Annotated in this window: 16 protein-coding genes and 1 tRNA gene; 12 read left to right on the top strand and 5 right to left on the bottom strand. The window is 49.9% G+C overall.

The genetic code is table 11. From position 1 onward, the window contains the following. The first annotated feature begins 66 nt into the window (after nucleotides 1-66). Nucleotides 67-507, top strand: coding sequence for a GNAT family N-acetyltransferase (locus H1D31_RS08755; RefSeq protein WP_261257796.1), 441 nt, complete (start codon nucleotides 67-69; stop codon nucleotides 505-507). Between the two features lie 161 nt (nucleotides 508-668). Here the strand turns inward: H1D31_RS08755 and H1D31_RS08750 are convergent. Next, nucleotides 669-745, bottom strand: a tRNA-Pro gene (locus tag H1D31_RS08750). A 177-nt stretch (nucleotides 746-922) separates the two neighbouring features. On the opposite strand from H1D31_RS08750, the gene H1D31_RS08745 reads away from it, so the two are divergent. The 7 genes from H1D31_RS08745 to H1D31_RS08715 all read left to right on the top strand — a co-directional run bounded on the left by H1D31_RS08745 (nucleotide 923) and on the right by H1D31_RS08715 (nucleotide 7,720). Beyond that, nucleotides 923-2,062, top strand: coding sequence for a 1-acyl-sn-glycerol-3-phosphate acyltransferase (locus H1D31_RS08745; protein ID WP_261257795.1), 1,140 nt, complete (start codon nucleotides 923-925; stop codon nucleotides 2,060-2,062). After that, nucleotides 2,062-2,913: an EamA family transporter gene (locus H1D31_RS08740; protein WP_261257793.1), complete on the top strand. Its 852-nt coding sequence runs from the start codon at nucleotides 2,062-2,064 to the stop codon at nucleotides 2,911-2,913. The genes H1D31_RS08745 and H1D31_RS08740 overlap by 1 nt, the downstream gene beginning before the upstream one ends. 6 nt (nucleotides 2,914-2,919) lie before the next feature. Continuing rightward, on the top strand, nucleotides 2,920-3,177 hold the full coding sequence (locus H1D31_RS08735) for a DUF2960 family protein (RefSeq protein ID WP_008608438.1): 258 nt from the start codon (nucleotides 2,920-2,922) through the stop codon (nucleotides 3,175-3,177). 61 nt (nucleotides 3,178-3,238) lie between these two features. Beyond that, nucleotides 3,239-4,369 (top strand): M14-type cytosolic carboxypeptidase, encoded by a 1,131-nt coding sequence (locus H1D31_RS08730; RefSeq protein ID WP_261257791.1) that lies wholly within the window; start codon nucleotides 3,239-3,241, stop codon nucleotides 4,367-4,369. A 28-nt stretch (nucleotides 4,370-4,397) separates the two neighbouring features. After that, nucleotides 4,398-4,724 carry a hypothetical protein gene (locus H1D31_RS08725; RefSeq protein ID WP_008608440.1) on the top strand — a complete coding sequence of 109 codons (327 nt, stop codon included), beginning with the start codon at nucleotides 4,398-4,400 and terminating at the stop codon, nucleotides 4,722-4,724. Nucleotide 4,725: 1 nt separating this feature from the next. Continuing rightward, on the top strand, nucleotides 4,726-5,007 hold the full coding sequence (locus tag H1D31_RS08720) for a YeaC family protein (RefSeq protein WP_008608441.1): 282 nt from the start codon (nucleotides 4,726-4,728) through the stop codon (nucleotides 5,005-5,007). Further along, on the top strand, nucleotides 4,997-7,720 hold the full coding sequence (locus H1D31_RS08715) for a DUF349 domain-containing protein (RefSeq protein WP_261257790.1): 2,724 nt from the start codon (nucleotides 4,997-4,999) through the stop codon (nucleotides 7,718-7,720). Before H1D31_RS08720 ends, H1D31_RS08715 begins: the two co-directional genes overlap by 11 nt. A 487-nt stretch (nucleotides 7,721-8,207) precedes the next feature. Here H1D31_RS08715 and H1D31_RS08710 read toward each other — a convergent pair whose 3' ends face one another. The 3 genes from H1D31_RS08710 to H1D31_RS08700 all read right to left on the bottom strand — a co-directional run bounded on the left by H1D31_RS08710 (nucleotide 8,208) and on the right by H1D31_RS08700 (nucleotide 11,237). Beyond that, nucleotides 8,208-8,810 carry a cold shock and DUF1294 domain-containing protein gene (locus tag H1D31_RS08710; protein WP_261257788.1) on the bottom strand — a complete coding sequence of 201 codons (603 nt, stop codon included), beginning with the start codon at nucleotides 8,808-8,810 and terminating at the stop codon, nucleotides 8,208-8,210. A 378-nt stretch (nucleotides 8,811-9,188) separates the two neighbouring features. Beyond that, nucleotides 9,189-10,556, bottom strand: coding sequence for a TrkH family potassium uptake protein (locus H1D31_RS08705; protein ID WP_261257786.1), 1,368 nt, complete (start codon nucleotides 10,554-10,556; stop codon nucleotides 9,189-9,191). Nucleotides 10,557-10,583: 27 nt separating this feature from the next. After that, a complete protein-coding gene (locus H1D31_RS08700; RefSeq protein ID WP_261257784.1) occupies nucleotides 10,584-11,237 on the bottom strand; it encodes a potassium channel family protein in 654 nt (217 codons plus the stop codon). A 183-nt stretch (nucleotides 11,238-11,420) separates the two neighbouring features. Between H1D31_RS08700 and H1D31_RS08695 the strand changes: the two genes are divergently transcribed. Genes H1D31_RS08695 through H1D31_RS08680 form a run of 4 tightly spaced genes read left to right on the top strand, consistent with a single transcriptional unit; the run spans nucleotide 11,421 to nucleotide 15,772 of the window. After that, nucleotides 11,421-12,905, top strand: a complete 1,485-nt coding sequence (locus H1D31_RS08695) for a TrkH family potassium uptake protein (protein WP_261257783.1) — start codon at nucleotides 11,421-11,423, stop codon at nucleotides 12,903-12,905. 12 nt (nucleotides 12,906-12,917) lie between these two features. Further along, nucleotides 12,918-13,994 carry a DUF4118 domain-containing protein gene (locus H1D31_RS08690; protein ID WP_261257781.1) on the top strand — a complete coding sequence of 359 codons (1,077 nt, stop codon included), beginning with the start codon at nucleotides 12,918-12,920 and terminating at the stop codon, nucleotides 13,992-13,994. A 32-nt stretch (nucleotides 13,995-14,026) separates the two neighbouring features. Beyond that, entirely contained in the window at nucleotides 14,027-14,701 is a 675-nt protein-coding gene (locus H1D31_RS08685; RefSeq protein WP_261257778.1) for a response regulator, read from the top strand. A gap of 45 nt (nucleotides 14,702-14,746) precedes the next feature. Next, nucleotides 14,747-15,772: an FAD:protein FMN transferase gene (locus tag H1D31_RS08680; protein WP_261257776.1), complete on the top strand. Its 1,026-nt coding sequence runs from the start codon at nucleotides 14,747-14,749 to the stop codon at nucleotides 15,770-15,772. Between the two features lie 297 nt (nucleotides 15,773-16,069). Here H1D31_RS08680 and H1D31_RS08675 read toward each other — a convergent pair whose 3' ends face one another. Then, complete coding sequence (locus tag H1D31_RS08675; protein WP_261257775.1) at nucleotides 16,070-18,688, bottom strand: AAA family ATPase; 2,619 nt, start codon at nucleotides 18,686-18,688, stop codon at nucleotides 16,070-16,072. Nucleotides 18,689-18,698 lie beyond the last annotated feature (10 nt).

The following is an 18,698-nucleotide window of genomic DNA, read 5'->3' as shown; positions in this document are numbered from 1 at the left end:
TTTTCGCACAGTGTTGGTACTACTTAGGTGGGCTTAGTGCAATAAGAGAGTTGGAACTATTTAGCTATGGTAATAAACATAGAAATCGGCAATGTCGCGGATATTGCAACCCTGAGTAAAGAAATTCCCGAGTTTGAGCAAGCAACGACTCCGACGCGACTAAATAGTAAGCTCAATGGGGTGGTTAATCTAATATTGGTCGCCAAAGTAGATGCCGTTCCCGTGGGATTTAAAGTGGGTTATCAGCTAACAGAAGACACATTTTACAGTTGGTTAGGTGGCGTCGTTCCAGAGTACAGAAAATGTGGTATCGCAACGCTATTGCTTAACTATCAAGAACAATGGGCGCGGCAATCAGGTTACAAACGCATTAAGGTCAAATCTATGCACCGTTTTCCTGGTATGCTTAATCTGTTGATATCTAACGGCTATAAATCAGAAGGAGTAGAAGACAATGCCGATGGCTCGGAAATCAAAATAGTGTTCTCAAAAAACTTAAGCCTTTAGGCATAACAAGAAGGTTGTAACAACACGGCAGATGGAAATAATAGTCAAAAACATCATTATTATGCATCTATTGCTTAAGAGTAACAGCAGCTGAGTCCGGATTAAAAAAATTGTGGAGCGGGTAGGCTTTATGGCTGACGCTATGAATTGAAAGGGTTAAATGGTCGGTACGGCGGGATTTGAACCCACGACCCCTGACACCCCATGACAGTGCGCTACCAAGCTGCGCTACGTACCGACGTAGGGCGTATCATAATGATTTCGGTATGAAATGCAATGCGCTTTTGTGTGACTGCAGCTTTTTTACGCAGCCTTGCTGCTCCGATGTTTTCGACAAAGTTATTGCGGTGCTGGCGAATTCTGTCTGAAAGAGTAGAATACGCCTCTTTATAATAATTAGCAGTGTTGTAAGCTTGTGAGCGACATCCAGAACGATCCTTTTGCCGATATCCGGCCTTATCATGACCATGAAGTTCAAGCCGCTATTGGCCGGCTGATTGCCGATCAGGAATTTATTGCTGCCATTTTGCATTACCGCTTTCCGCATCTGGCCGGCAGTTTTGGCTGGTTGCTAGCGCCGGCGGTCAAGTTTTTCCTAAAACGCAAATGGGCCAAGCTGCGCTCCATTGAACAGGTGCAGCTACAGGTCGCCGCCTTTATGGAGCGGATGCTGAAAACCTCGACCACCGCCATGACCTTTAGCGGGATAGAACATTTAAAGCCTGGTCAGGCGTATCTGTTTATCTCCAACCATCGCGATATTGCGATGGATCCGGCGCTGGTTAACTGGTGTTTGCATAAGCATGGCTTTGATACGGTACGGATTGCCATTGGCGATAACCTGCTGCGTAAAGCCTGTGCGACCGAGCTGATGAAGCTGAATAAAAGCTTTATCGTCAAACGCGGTGCCAAAGGGCCGCGGGAAATGCTGAAAAACCTGTCGCAACTCTCAGCCTATATCCGCCATTCGCTGGATGAACAGCAATCTATCTGGATTGCGCAAAAAGAAGGCCGCGCCAAAGATGGCAATGATGAAACCGATCCGGCAATTCTGAAAATGTTTTATATGGAAGGCAAAAAGCGCGGGGACAGCTTTGCTGACTATATGCGCAACCTGAATATCGTGCCGGTGTGTTTATCGTATGAGTTAGATCCCTGCGATCAGGATAAAGCCAGAGAACTTTCTCACAAACAGCAGCATGGTAATTACCAAAAAGGCGAGTTTGAAGATATCGATGCCATTATCAAAGGCATTGTCGGCTTTAAAGGCCGGGTGCATGTTGCTTTCGCTAAACCGTTAACTGATATTCCGGCGGATGCTGACGCGCTGGCCGCGATGATTGATCAGCAGATCTGGCAAAACTATAAACTGTTTCCGGTTAATTATCTGGCCGCAGGTGACAGCGCCAAAGCCGATGCCGCACAACAGGCAAGCTGGCAACAAAGGCTGGATGCGTTACCGCCGGAGTCGCAGCCGTTTTTAACACAAATGTATGCTGCCCCGGTGCTGAAACAGCATGCGCAAGCGGCTGAAAGGCCGGTAGCTAACGCCTGATGGGCTATCTCGTTGGTGTTACGCTGTTATGGGCGTTTTCATTTAGCCTGATTGGTGTGTATCTGGCCGGGCAGGTCGATGCCTATTTTGCGGTTCTGACCCGGGTGGCGCTGGCACTGTTGGTGTTTTTACCCTGGTTGCTGCGTTATCCGATAAAAGCCGGCTTGGCGCTGCAGCTGGCCGCGCTGGGAGCAGTGCAACTGGGGCTGATGTACCTGTTTTATTATCAGTCGTTTTTGTTGTTGTCGGTACCACAGGTACTGGTATTTACCATCTTTACCCCGGTTTATATTACGCTGCTTTACGATGTGCTGGCCGGGCGCTTTCAGCCGCGCTTTTTACTGGCGGCGGCAATGGCGGTAGTGGCAGCGGCGATTATGCGTGATGGCATGCCGGCACCGGATTATTGGCTTGGCTTTTTGGTGGTGCAGGGCGCTAACCTGTGTTTTGCTGCCGGGCAGGTGGGTTATAAACGGCTAATGCAGCAAGGTGGAGCGCCTGCCAGGTTGCAATACCAGCAGTTTGGCTGGTTTTATGTTGGGGCACTGCTGGTGGCTCTGCCGGCTTGGTTTATCCTTGGCACAGCCCAATATCCGGTTAATACCACGCAGTGGGCCGTATTATTATGGCTGGGGCTAGCGGCCTCCGGCGGCGGTTATTACTGGTGGAATAAAGGCGCCAGTCTGGTCTCCAGCGGCACCCTGGCCGTAATGAATAATGCACTGATCCCGGCGGGCTTGCTGGTAAATCTGTTAATTTGGAACCGTAGCGCCAATCTTTGGTCTCTGGCTTTGGGCTCGGTAATTTTGCTGGCGTCGCTTTGGTTATGCCGGCCGGCCAGACAGGAGTAAACCGATATGGCACGACAGGTCACCTACTTATACAAAGGGCAACGCAAAGTCATTGCCTTTAGTTTTGATCGCTTTCGCGACCCTTATGAAGCCGCCGCGGCGGAAGAGGGTATCGACTTAACGCAGTTTCTGGCAATGGAAAAGCAGTTAATGCAAACCGCTAAAGATAAGTCGGCAATTAAAAACTATCGATTACAGACATTTAGTAAATTTGGGTTTGCAGAGATCGCCTTTGTGCGCGAGAATCCGCCAACAGAAGAATAACAGGCTGCGCGATCCTATCGGATTGCAGCAGCGTATCAGCCTACAACCAATGAGTTTTGTTATGAAAATTACCGCAAATTTTGACAGTGGCAATATTGAAGTTATCAATGCCACCGATCCGAATAATATTCAACTGGCGATCCGTAAAGACAATATGTCGGATTTTTACCAGTGGTTCCATTTTCGCTTAAACAGCCCGTATGCCCAGGTGCATAAGCTGCACATTACCAATGCCGGCACCTCTGCCTATCCGGATGGCTGGAAAGACTATCAGGCAGTGGCCTCTTATGATCGGCAGAACTGGTTCCGGGTCGAAACCGAATATGATGGCAATACCCTGACCATTACCCATTATCCGGAAGCCGAGTCAGTTTATTTTGCTTACTTCGCGCCATATAGCTACGAGCGGCATATGGATCTGCTGCATCAGGCACAAAACGACTACAACTGTCAGCTGGTTGAACTGGGCGAAACCCTGGATGGTCGTGATATGAGCATGCTGGTAGTCGGTGAGCCGGATGACAGCAAAAAGAAAGTCTGGATCATTGCCCGGCAACACCCGGGTGAAACCATGGCCGAGTGGTTTGTCGAAGGCTTATTAGATCGCCTGCTGGATGAAGATGACGGCGTAGCGCGTAGCCTGCTGGCCAAAGCCGTGTTCTACATCGTACCTAATATGAACCCGGATGGCAGCGTGCGTGGTCATCTGCGTACTAACGCTGTTGGCGTTAACCTGAACCGCGAATGGCAAAACCCGAGTATGGAACAGAGCCCGGAAGTGTTCCTGGTGCGCCAGAAGATGCTGGAGCTGGGACTGGATATGCTGCTGGATGTGCATGGTGACGAAAACCTGCCGTACAACTTTGTTGCCGGTGCCGAGGGCGTGCCTTCTTATAGCGCCAAAATGGCCCAGTTAGAAACCAACTTTAAGCAAGCGCTGCTGGCAGTAACGCCCGAGTTCCAAACCACTTACGGCTATGATCGGGATGAGCCGGGCAAAGCCAATTTAACCGTGTGTTCAAACTGGGTTGCGGAGCAATTTAAAACCCTGGCCTATACGCTGGAAATGCCGTTTAAAGATAACGCCAACCTGCCGGATGAAGCCTATGGTTGGTCAGACGTACGCTCAATGAAACTGGGGCAGGATGCATTAACGGCGATTTTGGCCGTCGTTGATGATTTAGGCCAGTAATAACAACCTAACCACACAGGAACAGCAGATGGCAATTATTTCCTGCCCGGTGTGCCAACACCGGGTTTCTAACAAAGCAGCAGAGTGCCCGAAGTGTAAAACCGATCTGACTGCGGCCACGCCGGAGAAACTGGCGGCGCAGCACCGGGATCGGATGCTCAGACAGTCACAATCACTGATGAATCAGTCGATGTTGGCGTTACTGCTGTTTCTGGGTGGCTTCGGTATTCTGTACTGGTGGCAACCGGAAACCGGCAGCTATAACGAATATGTCTCAACGGCGGCGATCGCGCTGGGTTTTATCTGGTATGTGGTTTGCCGCGCCCGGATTATCTGGTTAAAGCGTAAGAAGTAGTATGGATTTTAATGCACTGGTCAGCGCCATGGCGCCTGACACCTACGAAAAGCTGGCGCAGGCGGCCGAAACTGGCCGCTGGGCTGACGGTACACCACTGTCTGACGAGCAAAAAGCCCACACCCTGCAACTGGTGATGGCTTATCAGGCCAAGGTAATGAAATCGGACGAGATTTTTACCGTTGGCGCCGATGGCCAAATTGTCCATAAATCCAAAGCTGAATTAAAAAAGCAATTTTCTGATCCTGCCGCTATCGCAAGGTTTTCACACGATGATCTTTAAACGCTGGTTTAAACCCAAATGGCAACATCAGGATGCCGCAGTACGCCTACAGGCGCTGGAAAGTCTGGATCCGCAAAATACCGAACATAAAAATACCCTGCATGAGCTGGCCTTTAATGACGGCGCCGAAGCAGTGCGCAAGGCTGCGCTGCACCGCTTAAATGATTTTGCACTGTGGTGGCAAGCCAGTAAGCAGGACGCCGCCGAGCGCCTAAAACTTTATGCCGAGCAACAGCTGATCCAGCAGTTGCTAACCGGTAAGGTGGCCGCAGGCTTAAAACAGAAATTTATCGAACAATGTCAGCGTAGCAGTATTCTGGAGCAACTGGCACTGCAAGATAGCGATGTCAGTTTGCGCTTTAGTTTGCTACAGCGCCTGGAGCGTCAGGATCTGGTGCTGCAAAGCCTGCAGGATGCCGATTTCCCGGTAGCGTTAAAAGCGCGCTTACTTACCGACATCCAGGATGAAAAGCAGCTCGATAAGCTGGCGAAGCAATTACCGGGTGAACTGGCTGAGCAGGCGGCACAACAACTGGCCAAGCTACAGGCAGATAAGCAGCGCCCGGTAAAACTGCGCAAAGAACTTACCTTGTTACTGGCCAAGATAAATGCGCTTCGCGATCGCACTAACCTCAGCGACGTGCCAGCACTGCAACAGCAACTGGCGACCGAATGGCAGCAGCTGGCTGCCGATCTGCCGTTGTTACCTGAGGCCGAAGCGGCACAGTATCAGGATAAGTTTCAGCAGCTGAACAGCAAGTTATCCCTCTGGTTAGCACCCAAATTAGCCGAAATTGCAGCAAAGCAGCGGGAGGCCGAGCAGCAGGCTCAGGCTGCAGCCAGTTTTCAGCAGTTACATCAGGCGGTAACAGCGTTAGAGCAGCAAATCAGTGTACAACTGACTGCGCTATCCTCTCTGACGCCAGAACAGCTGTCACTGTTAGAAGCGGCGCATCGTGAACTGGTGCAGGAGCTCTCTGCCGCGCCGCTGGCCGCCAGAGAGCAACAACAGCTGGCGGCGCAACTACAAAATCTGGCGCAGCAGCTTAGCGCCTTGCCGGCAGCAGCGGCAAAGTTGCAGCAACTAACGCTGTTAGTGTCAGAGTTTAGCGCTATAGCACTGCCGCAAACCGCAACCGATTTGCCCGCCGCTGAGCAACATTTTTCGCAGTTTAAAGCCAGCTGGCGGCAGCTGGAGCAGGGCCTTGGGTTACCTGTGCCGCAGCCATTACTGGCCGAGCGCCAGCAATTGCAACAGCGCTGGAAAGAGGCGCTGACCGGCTTGCAGCAACAGCAACAACGCCAGTTACGGCAACTGCGCAGCAAATGTGCAGAGTTTAAACGCTTGCACAGTGCCGGCCGTTATAAGGTGTTGTTTGGACTCTTTAAAGGTCTGACCGAGGATTATCAGCAGTTGGATGCCAGTTTACAGCAGCAAGCCGAGCGTGATTTTAGCGAAGTTAGCGCACTGTATCAGGCGCTGAACGAGCTGCAACAATATATTGCCACGCCACGAAAACGCGAGATGCTACAGCAGATGCAGCAACTCTCTGCAGAGCCGCTAACCGATGCCAAAGCGCGCGCTGAGCAGGTGAAACTCAGCCGCGCTAACTGGAACTCGCTGGGTAAAGCCGATCCGGCGGAAGACGATAGCCTGAACCAGGCGTTTGACCTGGCCTGTGAAGCAGCCTTTGCCCCGTGTCGCGAGTTTTTTGCCAAGCAGGATGCCGAACGTGCTGCACACCTGGCGCAGCGGCAGCAAATTCTGACCGAACTGGCGTTATTGCTGCATACAGAGCTGCCGGAAAAAGCGCTGGAACAATCGCTGCGTCAGTTAACCCAACGCTGGCGTGAGGCCGGCGCGGTAAACCGGCAGGATTATCAGGCGTTACAGCAACAGTATCAGCAACTTACCCAGCAGTTAAAAGCCCGCTTAAACCAGGCACAGCAAACCCAGGCCGCAGCAAAACAGGCATTGATTGACGAGGCCAAAGCCGCATTATTGCTAACCGATGCTGGCCAAACGGCGTCGGTGTTAAAAGAATTGCAGCAACGCTGGAAACAACTGGGTTTTGCCGGCAAGCAGCAGGATCAGAGCTTATGGTTAGAGTTCCGCGCACTGTGCGATGGGTTCTTTAATCAACGTCAGGCAGAGCATCAGGCGCAGCAAGCTGCGCAGCAACAGGCGTGGTCGGCCCTGCAACAGCAGTTGCAAGATATTACGCAGGCGCTGACTGCGGCCACAGACTTAAGCACGGTACAACAGCTGCAACAGCAATTGCAGCAGCTGACCTTGCCGGATCTGGCCGAAGCAAGGGCCGCGCGTGAACAACTGGCCGCTGAATTAGCCAGTAAAGCCGCCGGTATGCGCCAGCAAAAGCACAAAGCCGAGTTAAACCAGTTATTCGAAGCGCTGGCTGCAGGCCAGTGGCGACCAGAGCTGGTACCCGCCGGTTATCGTGATGCTTTACAGGGCGCAACACCGCCACTAAGCCGACGCGAACTAACAGTAGCCCTCGAGCTGTTAACCGGGCAGGGCGCAACCCAGGTTGAACCCGGCGAAAAACAGCAGGTGCAGTTAGCGCTGTTATCTATGAAGCATAACGGTGGTCAGCAGGTTAATGCCGAGCAATTACTGCAACACTGGTTAGCACACGGCCCGGTCGCCGCCAACGAACAACCGTTATTACAACGCGTCGCCGCATTGTTCTAACAGCTCTACGACGCTACACCACACCACGACTCCGGTACGTCCACCGTACCGGAGTCGGTTCTGCGCTATCAAGTTAAACACCTATCTTAACGCTACACCAGACCACGACTCCGGTACGCTAGCCGTACCGGAGTCGGTTCTGCGCTATCAAACCAAACACCTATCTTAACGCTGCACCGCACCACGACTCCGGTACGCTAGCCGTACCGGGGTCGGTTCTGCGCTATCAAACCAAACACCTATCTTAACGCTGCACCGCACCACGACTCCGGTACGCCCGCCGTACCGGAGTCGGTTCTGCGCTATCAAACCAAACACCTATCTCAACGCTGCACCGCACCACGACTCCGGTACGCTCGCCGTACCGGAGTCGGTCCTGCGTTATCAAACTAAGCATCTATCTTAACGCTACACCGCGCCTCGACTCCGGTATGCTCGCCGTACCGGAGTCGGTCCTGCGATCGCGACAAGTAGCGCTAAGTAAAAATTAAAGCCAGATTTTTAACGGCAAAAACTGCTGTGACGCCGCCCAGCTAAGTGCGATCAGGTTTACCACCACAGCAAACCAAAACACCACTAAAAATGGCCGTTTTTGTGACTTATGCCGCAAGTAGGCTTGCGCTAATAAGGCCCCCGGCCAGCCACCCAGCAACGCCAGTAGCTGCAATGTCGACTCAGGGGTTCGCCAACGTCGAGCCTGGGCTTTTCGCTTATCCAACCAGTAGGCAATAAAAGTCAGCACGCTTAGCAGCGCATAAGCTACAAACACATATAGCGGTAACTTACCGAAAAACAGTGCCAGCGTTAAAACGCCAGCAAAACCCAATACCAACAGCAAGGGTGCCTTTGACGCCGTTCTCGCGGTTCTGATGCGATGCTTTTCACCGGCAAAGGTAACGTCCTGCGCTTGTAACCTGTCTTGTTCATCTTTACCCAGGCTGTAAGTGACTACCTCACCCAGTACTGGTCGGCGGGTGCGGTTTTGGAGGGCTTTGATATGCACAAATACCCGTTCGCCTTTCAGCATCGGCTGAATAAAGCCAAAGCCTTTGGCATCATCCCACTGCGTAATTTTTCCCTTTATGCGCATCAGGTTCCCTTGTCTGAAAAATACATCTACTGAATAGAGTTAAAACAAAATCGGCGTCGATTGAACCGTGTTTGAACGCGCTCGTCAATGCTGGGGTTTGTTTTGACTCCAGAATGCAAAGGTACACTGCTCGACGACTCCGGTATGTTACTTGTGTCGGAACCCATCCTGCGATAGTGATACTAGCGCTAATCTCAACGCTACCCCGACCCAGGACTCCGGTATGCTCGTCGTACCGGAGTCCTTCCTGCGATAGTGGGATAAGCAACTTTTAGTTGATGTAGTGGCAAAGTTGTGGCGGTCAAAGACGACTTTGAGCGAAAGGCCAGTATTCAGCAAGAATTTAGCGCTAATTTACACCTCTAAGCGTGCGCCTGATTAACCAACCTGAATTTTTGTCTCGGCATAGCGGCTTTTACGTTGTTTAGGGGTTGCCAGAAAATAGGCGAGAGTTAATGGCCCTAAACGACCGGTTATCATCAAAAAGATCACCACAAACTGACCGGGCGTCGATAGCTCCGCTGTTAAACCGCGTGATAAGCCAACGGTACTGAGGGCAGACACTGCCTCAAAAGCAATATCCAGAAAAGGCGCACGCTCCAATGCAGTTAATGCGAAAATCGCGACAAATACCAGAGCCAGCGACACGAAGGTTAAGGCCAGCGCCCGTAACACTGTCTGATGAGGAATAGTGCGTTGTAGTACACAAACCTCATCGCGCCGCCGCAAGAACGCGTAGGTCGCCATCATTAACACCACAAAAGTCCCCAGCTTAATGCCGCTGGCGGTACTGAGTGAGCCACCACCGATAAACATCAGCAACAAGGTCAGTACATTGGTCGCATCCGTCATTTGGCTGTAATCCAGCGTATTAAAACCGGCAGTGCGGGGGGTAACTGCCTGAAACCAGGCTGCAAGTGCCTGCTCTTTTAATGGCATCGCCCCCAACGTTGCCGGATTCTGAGCTTCTAACAGCCAGATCAGAAAAAATGCCAGCAGATTTATGTAAAGACTTGCCAGCAGGATCAGCCGGGTGTTGACGCTGAGCTGTTGCCAACGATGGTGCTTTTTCAGGTCGATCAGCACGGTAAAACCAATGCCACCGACAATAAACAAACCACTGATAATCATATTAACCGAAATACTGGCGGCGTAGGGCATCAGGCTGGCACTGTCCAGCGCAAAGCCGGCATTATTAAAGGCGGATATGGTGTAGAAAAAGGCATGATAAAAAGCCTTCGACAAACCGAGTTCCTGGTACCAGACTATTGTCAGCAACACGATGCCAAGTGCTTCTATCAGCACAGAGTAAAGTAAAACGGCTTTGGCTATCTGCGCAACTTGGGCCAGGCTGGTCTGATTCATCGCTTCCTGAGCAATTTTCTGTTGTGTTAAGCCAATGCGGGTGCCAAGGCTTATCACCGCCACGACGGCAAACGTCATAAACCCCAGTCCACCCGCCTGGATCAAACCGGCAATCACCAACTGGCCAAACAAGGTAAAGTGGCTGCCAGTATCAACCACCACCAACCCCGTTACCGTAACAGCCGAGGTGGCGGTAAAAAGTGCCTGCAATGGCGTCAGGGGTGCCGTCGTGGCGACAGGCAGCAGTAATAACAGAGATCCAAGGGCGATCAATGCCATAAAACCGAGCGCTAGCACTGCCGGCGGGCTTAATTTCAATCTGATCTGATTAAGAGGGCGAAGCCGCTTGTATGGCAGATTATGGGGTAACCAGTTTTTCATTGTCGTTACATCATCAGCTGTGTCTGATTAGCTTAATTTGGGCGCTAATGACTTGAGAATGTCCAGGCTGCCAGCCAGTACCAGACTGTCATGACTTTCTAACACGAAGTCGGGCTGTACCGGCGAAACTACCTTGTCGCGTCGCTTTACCAATACGGCTTTGACAAAAGCCTGCCCATCTGCAAGTAATTCCTGAATGCGGCTACCCTTTAAACGGGGGATAATATCGATTTCTACCAGATACTGATTGTGCCCCAAAGCCAGATATTGGTTCACCATCGGGTAGTTCAGAGCTTGCGCGACTTTGACACCCATTTCCTCTTCCGGATGGATGATCCGGCTTACACCCAGACGTGTCAGGATAGTGTGATGCGCTTTCGAGGTGGCTTTTACCCAAATCTGACTTACCCCGAGATTTTTCAGATTGAGCACGCACAAAATACTGGCCTCGAGATTTTCACCGATGGCAACCAGCGCCGCATCACAACCCGGAATATCCAGCTCAGCTAAAGCCTGCTCGTCCGTAGCATCCGCTATCACGGCGTGACTAAGATGATCGGCTAATCGGTTGATAAACTTCACGTTACTATCAATCCCAATGACCTGATGTCCTAGCCGCATCAGTTCCAGTGAAGCGGCAGAGCCAAATCGGCCCAGACCTATTACCGCAAATTTTGACATTATCGCTGCTGTCCCGGTTGGAAATGGTCTGCATTAAAGACACTAATGCTCTGACTGTCAGCCCTTAACGGTGAAATTTTATAAAATCTTTATAGCCGTGGCGCTAATCTTTAGAAAAGCTTTACAGCGGGCCTGTTCTGCGCCGGTTAAGCTAATTGCTCATCCAGATCGCTGTTGTAGTTTATGTCGACCTACTCCTATTCTTTTGCCGATCGGCAGACCCGAACCCAGCATTTCTTCTACCGGGTATTAGGCTATTTATTAGTGAGCCTTAGCGCAGCGCAGTTACTGACCATGATGGTCAGCTTCAGCTTTGCCGAGCGGGAGTTCTGGAACTTTCTGCTTTCTGCTGTTGTGACGGTGATCACCGGAGTCGTGCTGGTCATGCGTTCCGGTGGCGCTGTGCATCTGAAAAAACGCTATTTGTTCTTGTTAACGACGCTGTGCTGGCTGAGTATTTGTGTTTTTTCGGCCTTACCGCTGTATCTGAGTATTCCGGGGTTAAGCGTGACCGATGCCTGGTTTGAGACGGTTTCGGCTATTACCACCACCGGCTCAACGGTATTAAGCAATCTGGATACGATGCCTAAGGGCGTGCTGTTCTGGCGGGCAATGCTGCAATGGATTGGTGGCATCGGCATTATCGTGATGGCGATTGCCATCTTACCGGCGTTAAAAATTGGCGGCATGAAGCTGTTTAAAACAGAAAGTTCTGATATCTCCGACAAAATACTGCCCCGTAGCAGCAGTTTGTCGGGCTATATTTTGTTGGTCTATCTGGCGATTACTCTGGCGGCCAGTTTGAGTTACAAACTGGGTGGCATGTCCTGGTTTGATGCTATCACCCATGGCATGACCTCGTCTGCCACCGGTGGTTTTGCCAATTATGACGCTTCCTTTGGGCATTTTAATGATAAACCCTGGCTGCTCTGGTTGGCCAGTTTGTGGATGACGTTAGCTGCCTTACCTTTTGTACTCTTTGTCGGTATGGCCAAAGGTGACAAGTGGGCTTTGCTGCGCGATCCGCAAGTTAAAGCCTTTTTAGCGATAGTCGTGATGGTGGCATTGCTATTAAGCCTGTATCAGGTATGGCATCATCAGCGCCCGTGGTGGGATGCGCTGACGCACAGTGTATTTAACGTGATTTCAGTGATTACCACCTGTGGCTATGCCTCTGAAGATTACACGCTCTGGGGCAGTATGGCCGTGGTTTTGTTCTTTTATCTGACATTTTGCGGCGGTTGCTCCGGTTCGACCTCCGGCGGCCTGAAGATTTTTCGCACCCAACTGGCCGGCTATTTACTACTAAAACAATTTAATTTACTGATCCATCCCAATGCCGTCTGGACTCAGAAATATGGCAGCAAAAAAGTCGATGACAGCTTGCTGGGAGCCGTGCTGGCTTTTGCCTTTATCTATTTTGCCACCATCGCTGCGCTGGCATTGGTGTTATCGATGTTTGAATTGGATCTGGTCACTGCTCTAACCGGAGCGGCTACGGCGGTAAGTAACGTAGGGCCCGGGATGGGCGAGATTATTGGCCCGGCCGGCAACTTTGCCAGCTTACCCGCCGGTGCAAAGTGGAGCCTGACCTTTGGTATGTTACTGGGCAGACTGGAGATTTTAACTATGCTATTGTTATTTACGCCCATGTACTGGCGTTATTAAGTTGAACTGATTATGAAGAATCGTCCTGCGCAGCGTGTAAGCTGGTGGCAACTTGTGCTGCTGACGCTGGTCATGCCGGTTGTTATTGCCTTGCTATTATTGCCGGCACGGGTGATGGCGACCACAACCGATGTTGCCATGTTACAGCTGTTGTGGGTGACCTGGGTGGCACAATATGCGGGGCAACGCTGGGCCATTATTTGTACCTTCGTCAGTGTGCTGTTGTTAAATTTACTCTTTGTTGAGCCGTACTACACCTTATTCGTGCATCAGGGCGATTACCTGATCACCTTTGTGGTAATGCTGCTGTTGGGCATTTTTATTGCCCGTTTATCTGGCCGACTGCGCTTTGAACTGGCCCGCGCCAAAAAGCATCTGCGCCAACGCCAGTTACTGGCAGGTAAGGCCCGGCAAGCCAGAATGCAAGCCGAGCTTGAGCACAGTCGCGCTATGATGCTGCGCTCTTTATCTCACGATTTACGCACTCCACTGGCAACCATTATGGGAGCCTCCAGCATGCTGGCTGAGCAGGATGTGGCGCTGAGTGCCGAGCAGATCCGCGAGCAGGCCGGTCATATTTATCGCCAGGCCAGTTTGTTGAACGCGCATTTTGACAAAGTGATGGAGTTAAGCCGGGTGCAGCAAATGCAAAGCTCCGTTGTATTAGCTACCCACAGTATCAACGATATTATCTCTGCTGCGATCGCCAGGCGGGCTATGCTATTAGCAGAACAGCAGTTCGAGATACAGTTAGCTGCCACAGACTGTGTGGCCGATGCCACCTTACTGGAAATTGCACTGGCCAATATGCTGGAAAATGCCGTGAAGTACGGTAAGCCACCGCTGCAAATCACCTTTACGCGGCAGGCGGGAAACTATCGATTGCAGGTGATAAACCCGGTTGCCAGCGAGCGTAAGGCACAGCGTGATAGTAGTAGTGGTCTGGGTACCGCGATTTGTGAGGCGGTGATGCACCTGCATCAGGGCCATTTTGCTGCGGCTGTCGCCGAAAACGGGTATTTTACGGCTAGTCTGAGTTGGCCTGACCATCCGCTTGCTCATCAACAACAGGCGCTAACAGATGTCTAAGTGTGTGCGTATCACCCTACAAGGAGTTGTCTTTGGCTGAACGTATCCTGGTGCTGGAGGATGATCCGGCGATGCAAAGTTTTCTCACCACCTTGCTGAAAACCAAAGCCTATCAAGCGCTGAGTTTCGAGCAAGGTTTACCGGCGCTACAGTATTTAGTGCAGCAAAGCGTAGATCTGATCTTGTTGGACTTAGGGCTGGCAGATATGGATGGTCAGCATTGGCTTACGCAATTACGCAGCTGGTCTGATATCCCAGTTATTGTTATTTCGGCGCGACAAAGTGAGCAAGACAAAGTAAAGGCGCTGGATAACGGCGCTAATGATTATGTGACCAAACCCTTTAGCGCAGCTGAGTTATTAGCGCGGATCCGGGCGAACCTGCGCCAAAGCATACCTTCGCAGCAGGTATTTAGTTTTGGACAAATTCAGGTTGACCCGGTACAACGCAAGGTGAGCCGGGCAGGGCAGGATATTCATCTTACCAAAACCGAATACGATATTTTGCTGTTGTTGCTGCGCCATGCGGACAGGGTGCTAACCCATAATCAAATTCTCAGCCAGGTCTGGGGCGCGGCCTATATCGACAGGCCTGAATATGTCCGGGTACATATGGGGCAATTACGGCAGAAACTGGAAGAGCTGCCGGCAGCGCCCCGTTACCTTAAGACTGAACCTGGTGTCGGTTATCGCCTGACACTGGGTTAACACTATTACTGAATATAAGAATTGTCGTCGGTCGGGGAGCAGAGCATGAGAAATGGGCTGTTGGCGGTGTTGTTACTTGTTATTTTGTCGGCCTGTGAGCGTTCAGCGGTATTACATAAATTCTCTGGCCAGGCGCAGGGTACAACCTATAGCGTAACCTACTGGAGTCAAACGACGGTCGAGCGGCAGCAATTTGAGCAGGCGATCGCAACAGAGTTACAACGGTTGGATAAGTTAATGTCAAATTATCGGCCAGACTCGGTGATTGAGCATTTTAATCAAAGCGAGACGTTGGAGCCGCTTCACGTCGGTGAGGAAATCACTCAACTGGTGTTAACGGCACAGCGTATTAGCCAGGCCACTGCGGGTTGCTACGATCCGACTGTCAGACCGTTGTTTTCATTGTGGGGTTTTCGGGCACAACAGCTGTATATTCCAACCCAGGACGAACTTAACGCTATTGCACCGCAACTTGGCATCGATAACGTCATCGTCTCAGACGCTTTAACACTCCAAAAACCACATCCCCAGCTCAGTATTGATCTGTCATCCATTGCACAGGGGTATTCGGTGCATCGGCTTACGGTGATTGCCGAACACTTTGGTATTGAAAATTATTTGATAGAGATAGGCGGCGAGTTACAAACCCGGGGCAAAAAGCCGGATGGCAGCCATTGGCGCATCGCAATCGAGCGGCCACTGCCAGGGGCGCAACAGCTGCAAAAAATTGTGCAAATTCAGCAGCAGGATCCGCTCGCAATTTTGACTTCCGGTACCTATCGTCATTTTTATGATCACGACGGGACGCGTTATAGCCATATCCTGGATGGCCGTAATCTAAGACCAGTAACCCATAGCACAGTATCCGTGACGGTACTGCATGATGATTTAACAGAGGCTGATGCCTGGTCGACAGCGTTGCTCTGTTTGGGAAGCGCTGAAGGTTTAGAAGTTGCAGAAGCTTATTCACTGGCTGTGCTATTTATTGACCAACAGGACAAGCAATTTACAGAGCTAAAAACCAGCCATCTACGGGAGCACAAAGGCATAAAGCTGATGGACGTAAAATGAGAGAATACAATTTGAATTAATGACCGCTTTGAGCGAAAAGCAGACGTTCAGATCAGACGCTCACGCAAAAACGAATCTCTGCTTTGCCTTATTTGCAGACATTCGTTTTTTCAAGAGCCCTCACTGTATCCTCAGATCTGATGGCAAATTTGAGTGTGCCACTGTAGCGAAAGAGTTTTCGAAGAAACTGTCGTCTTTGGTTTTTCGGTAACCAAAAAGAAGATTTTCTACCATTTCCGAGCGCCAGCTAGAAGACTCAGCTCGGTATACAATGATGCTAACTCGTATTTTCAGATTCTACTGCAGTGCCGCATCTATTTGTTCAAGCGATCTAATGATTAATTCAACCGTTTGACGATCAAACTCGGCTCGATCATTTTCTTCATGTGTTCCTTTATTTAGATAACGCCATTCTCGAGACTCTCCACTGCGGTTCAATAGTTGATCTAGTGGCTCGTAAACATTAGCTTTATTCGGATCAGAAAATTCGGCTTTGGCAATTTTACTGCGCAATTGATCGGCTAGTCCTCTTAGCTCAATTGGCGAAGATGCTGTCCGAAACTTCAAACTTAAGTTTCCATCACCAAATTTACTTACATATGTCCAAACCTTCCCTTTTGTAAGTGCCTCCAACCCTTGCCGTGACTTTGCCAACGCCTCTCTCACTTCATTTCTATCCATGTGATTACGTGCAGCCAAAATATAATTCCTGGGAGCACAATTGAAATCAACACGGACATGCTGTTCACCTAACCGTGGAAGGAAGCTTAGAAGTCTTGCGTTACGATTCTCAGCAACCGGCAGCAAGTTCTGAATGTCCTTAAAAAACTCCTCACCATGGCAAGTCAGAATTATCTGCTTTTGAGAAAAATATTGGTCTTGGAAGAGAGTTAGTCTGATGGACTCCCGATGGTCATCGTCAATCGCATTAACTGGGTCATCAAAAATCAACACAGGGGCTTGTTCTTTTAAATTCTTCGCAAGCAATATAGCTAAGCCCAAGCAACGCACGTGGCCTTCACTCAAGATATGTAATGCATCATATAGCTGCTCAGGTCGATCCCGAAAGGCTATCCGCAATCGTTGATTTGGAGCTAATGGCAGCTTAACGTTTGCCAACAGTTCTGATTGAGCATCATTCCGATTGAAAGAGTTATACAACTGAACAACCAACTCACCTAGATCAGCGACTAACTGCGCTGGCAATCTTTCACTGTAGTTTGATAATTTTTGAACAAATATTTGGTATGCCGCGACTATTTCTTGGTTCCTTGCGAGAACTGGTTTTTCCGCTTCGACGCTTGCTATTAGTTGTACGTTTTCAATTTGAAAATTATCAATCAGTTTTTGAGCATTAATCTGGTTACCTAAAGCAATTTGCTTCTGAGTTGCCAATACTGTTATTTGTTGTTCAATATCGCGAAGGCGCTTTAGCTCGGCCTGTTTACCTGCCCTGTTTTGTATAACAGCTTGCGCTTGCTTATCATTTGCTTCAAGTTGCTGGATTTGGCTTACAAGGTGTTGCCATACCGTGTAAGTATCTGGCAACGGCACGAATAGTGAATCCCACCAGTGTAAACCTTGTTGAATATTGACGAATTCAAATGGTTTTAGTGGATTATTCAGTGGGAAAAACTGCAAACAAGTATTCAACAATTGCCCAACCTTGAATATTGCCTGCAATGATTGTTGTTCAAGTTGAACGATTTTTTGCTGAAGTTCGCCTAATTGCTGCAACTTAGGTAATTCTTGCCCTGCATTCAGGTACGGATTTACCTGAACGTGTTGTAATGGCGTCTTACATGCCGGGCATGCATCAGGGCTACCCTGTTGAACCTGTAGTAAAGCTTCATACAGCTGCTTAAATGAAACGTCTTGGCTAGCACCTACCAGTTGCTGTTGGCTTTGCCTGAAATCATTGACTACCGCCCAAGCTGCGTTACCCATCGCCTCAAACGCAGCAATACTAAGGTTACTTGTAGGCGGAGGTGGTTGCTGTAACTCAGCATCTAATTGTGCAATGAGTCCCGGAGCCTGACCATTACCGTTCAGTTCAACGATTAATTGTTCAAAGCTGACACCAGATCTGTAGCTATTCGATAGTGTTAACTCTGCAGCGGCTATTCTCTGTAGCTCTGTGGTGCTTGTTTGTATCTGCTGATACGCACCTTGAAGGCCTTGTTGCTTTTGAACTAAACGCAAAGTTTGTTGGCCCTGCAAATCGATATATTGGCCACCAATCTCTGAACTGAAGTTACGAACAAATTCGGTAAATGCTTCAAGACCAAATAGTGTTGCTATAAGCTCGGTTTGCTTCGCTGGGGCTTGTGCTGCAATACGGGAAAAGCTATCAATGCGGTTCTTTTCAACAAAACAGAAACGAAAGGCTGACTCATTAGGAACGATAGCAATATCGTTTCCCCGTGCATCACACGCGACTAGTGAAGGGGCTACCAGAGCATTTACAAATGCATTTCTTAGATATTCGTTTTGATCACGAAACCGTTTGCTGTCTGCTTCAGCAACATTGCCTAATAGCGTATATTCAAGGGCCTCACAAAAGCTTGATTTACCCGTGCCGTTTGGGCCATAAATCAAGACCAATCGACTATTTAGATCAAATACTTCTTGTCGCGCAAACCCTCTAAACGGCCCAACAGCTAAGCTTTTTAAACGCGATAGTGGTACTTCCTGTGTCACTGCTTGCTCTACCGCTGGAGGAATATTTGTAGCCGTGCTGCCCCAGTGGGCTTGGCACAGCTCAACCACCTTCCGAATGCGTTGTCCTTGGTGAGTAGTTAAAGGAAGTAATTCATCAAAATGGGCTGAAACTATATTGGCTATCTTACGCACAGAGTCCGTGGCATTTTGACCGTGCAATGTTTGCACAAAGCGTTGATATTCAGCCCTAACCATAAAAATTCCT

Origin of the sequence: Alishewanella sp. BS5-314, assembly GCF_025377695.1 — a bacterium.
Lineage (GTDB): Bacteria > Pseudomonadota > Gammaproteobacteria > Enterobacterales > Alteromonadaceae > Alishewanella > Alishewanella aestuarii.
Note: the sequence above shows the minus strand (reverse complement) of the source record. Positions and strands in the feature narration are given on the sequence as shown.

What these genes read in the sequence shown, in the direction of transcription:
- H1D31_RS08755 (WP_261257796.1), top strand. Translation starts at nt 67, where the DNA reads ATGGTAATAAACATAGAAATCGGCAATGTCGCGGATATTGCAACCCTG.
- H1D31_RS08740 (WP_261257793.1), top strand. Translation starts at nt 2,062, where the DNA reads ATGGGCTATCTCGTTGGTGTTACGCTGTTATGGGCGTTTTCATTTAGC.
- H1D31_RS08735 (WP_008608438.1), top strand. Translation starts at nt 2,920, where the DNA reads ATGGCACGACAGGTCACCTACTTATACAAAGGGCAACGCAAAGTCATT.
- H1D31_RS08730 (WP_261257791.1), top strand. Translation starts at nt 3,239, where the DNA reads ATGAAAATTACCGCAAATTTTGACAGTGGCAATATTGAAGTTATCAAT.
- H1D31_RS08725 (WP_008608440.1), top strand. Translation starts at nt 4,398, where the DNA reads ATGGCAATTATTTCCTGCCCGGTGTGCCAACACCGGGTTTCTAACAAA.
- H1D31_RS08720 (WP_008608441.1), top strand. Translation starts at nt 4,726, where the DNA reads ATGGATTTTAATGCACTGGTCAGCGCCATGGCGCCTGACACCTACGAA.
- H1D31_RS08715 (WP_261257790.1), top strand. Translation starts at nt 4,997, where the DNA reads ATGATCTTTAAACGCTGGTTTAAACCCAAATGGCAACATCAGGATGCC.
- H1D31_RS08710 (WP_261257788.1), bottom strand. Translation starts at nt 8,810, where the DNA reads ATGCGCATAAAGGGAAAAATTACGCAGTGGGATGATGCCAAAGGCTTT.
- H1D31_RS08705 (WP_261257786.1), bottom strand. Translation starts at nt 10,556, where the DNA reads ATGAAAAACTGGTTACCCCATAATCTGCCATACAAGCGGCTTCGCCCT.
- H1D31_RS08700 (WP_261257784.1), bottom strand. Translation starts at nt 11,237, where the DNA reads ATGTCAAAATTTGCGGTAATAGGTCTGGGCCGATTTGGCTCTGCCGCT.
- H1D31_RS08695 (WP_261257783.1), top strand. Translation starts at nt 11,421, where the DNA reads ATGTCGACCTACTCCTATTCTTTTGCCGATCGGCAGACCCGAACCCAG.
- H1D31_RS08690 (WP_261257781.1), top strand. Translation starts at nt 12,918, where the DNA reads ATGAAGAATCGTCCTGCGCAGCGTGTAAGCTGGTGGCAACTTGTGCTG.
- H1D31_RS08680 (WP_261257776.1), top strand. Translation starts at nt 14,747, where the DNA reads ATGAGAAATGGGCTGTTGGCGGTGTTGTTACTTGTTATTTTGTCGGCC.
- H1D31_RS08675 (WP_261257775.1), bottom strand. Translation starts at nt 18,688, where the DNA reads ATGGTTAGGGCTGAATATCAACGCTTTGTGCAAACATTGCACGGTCAA.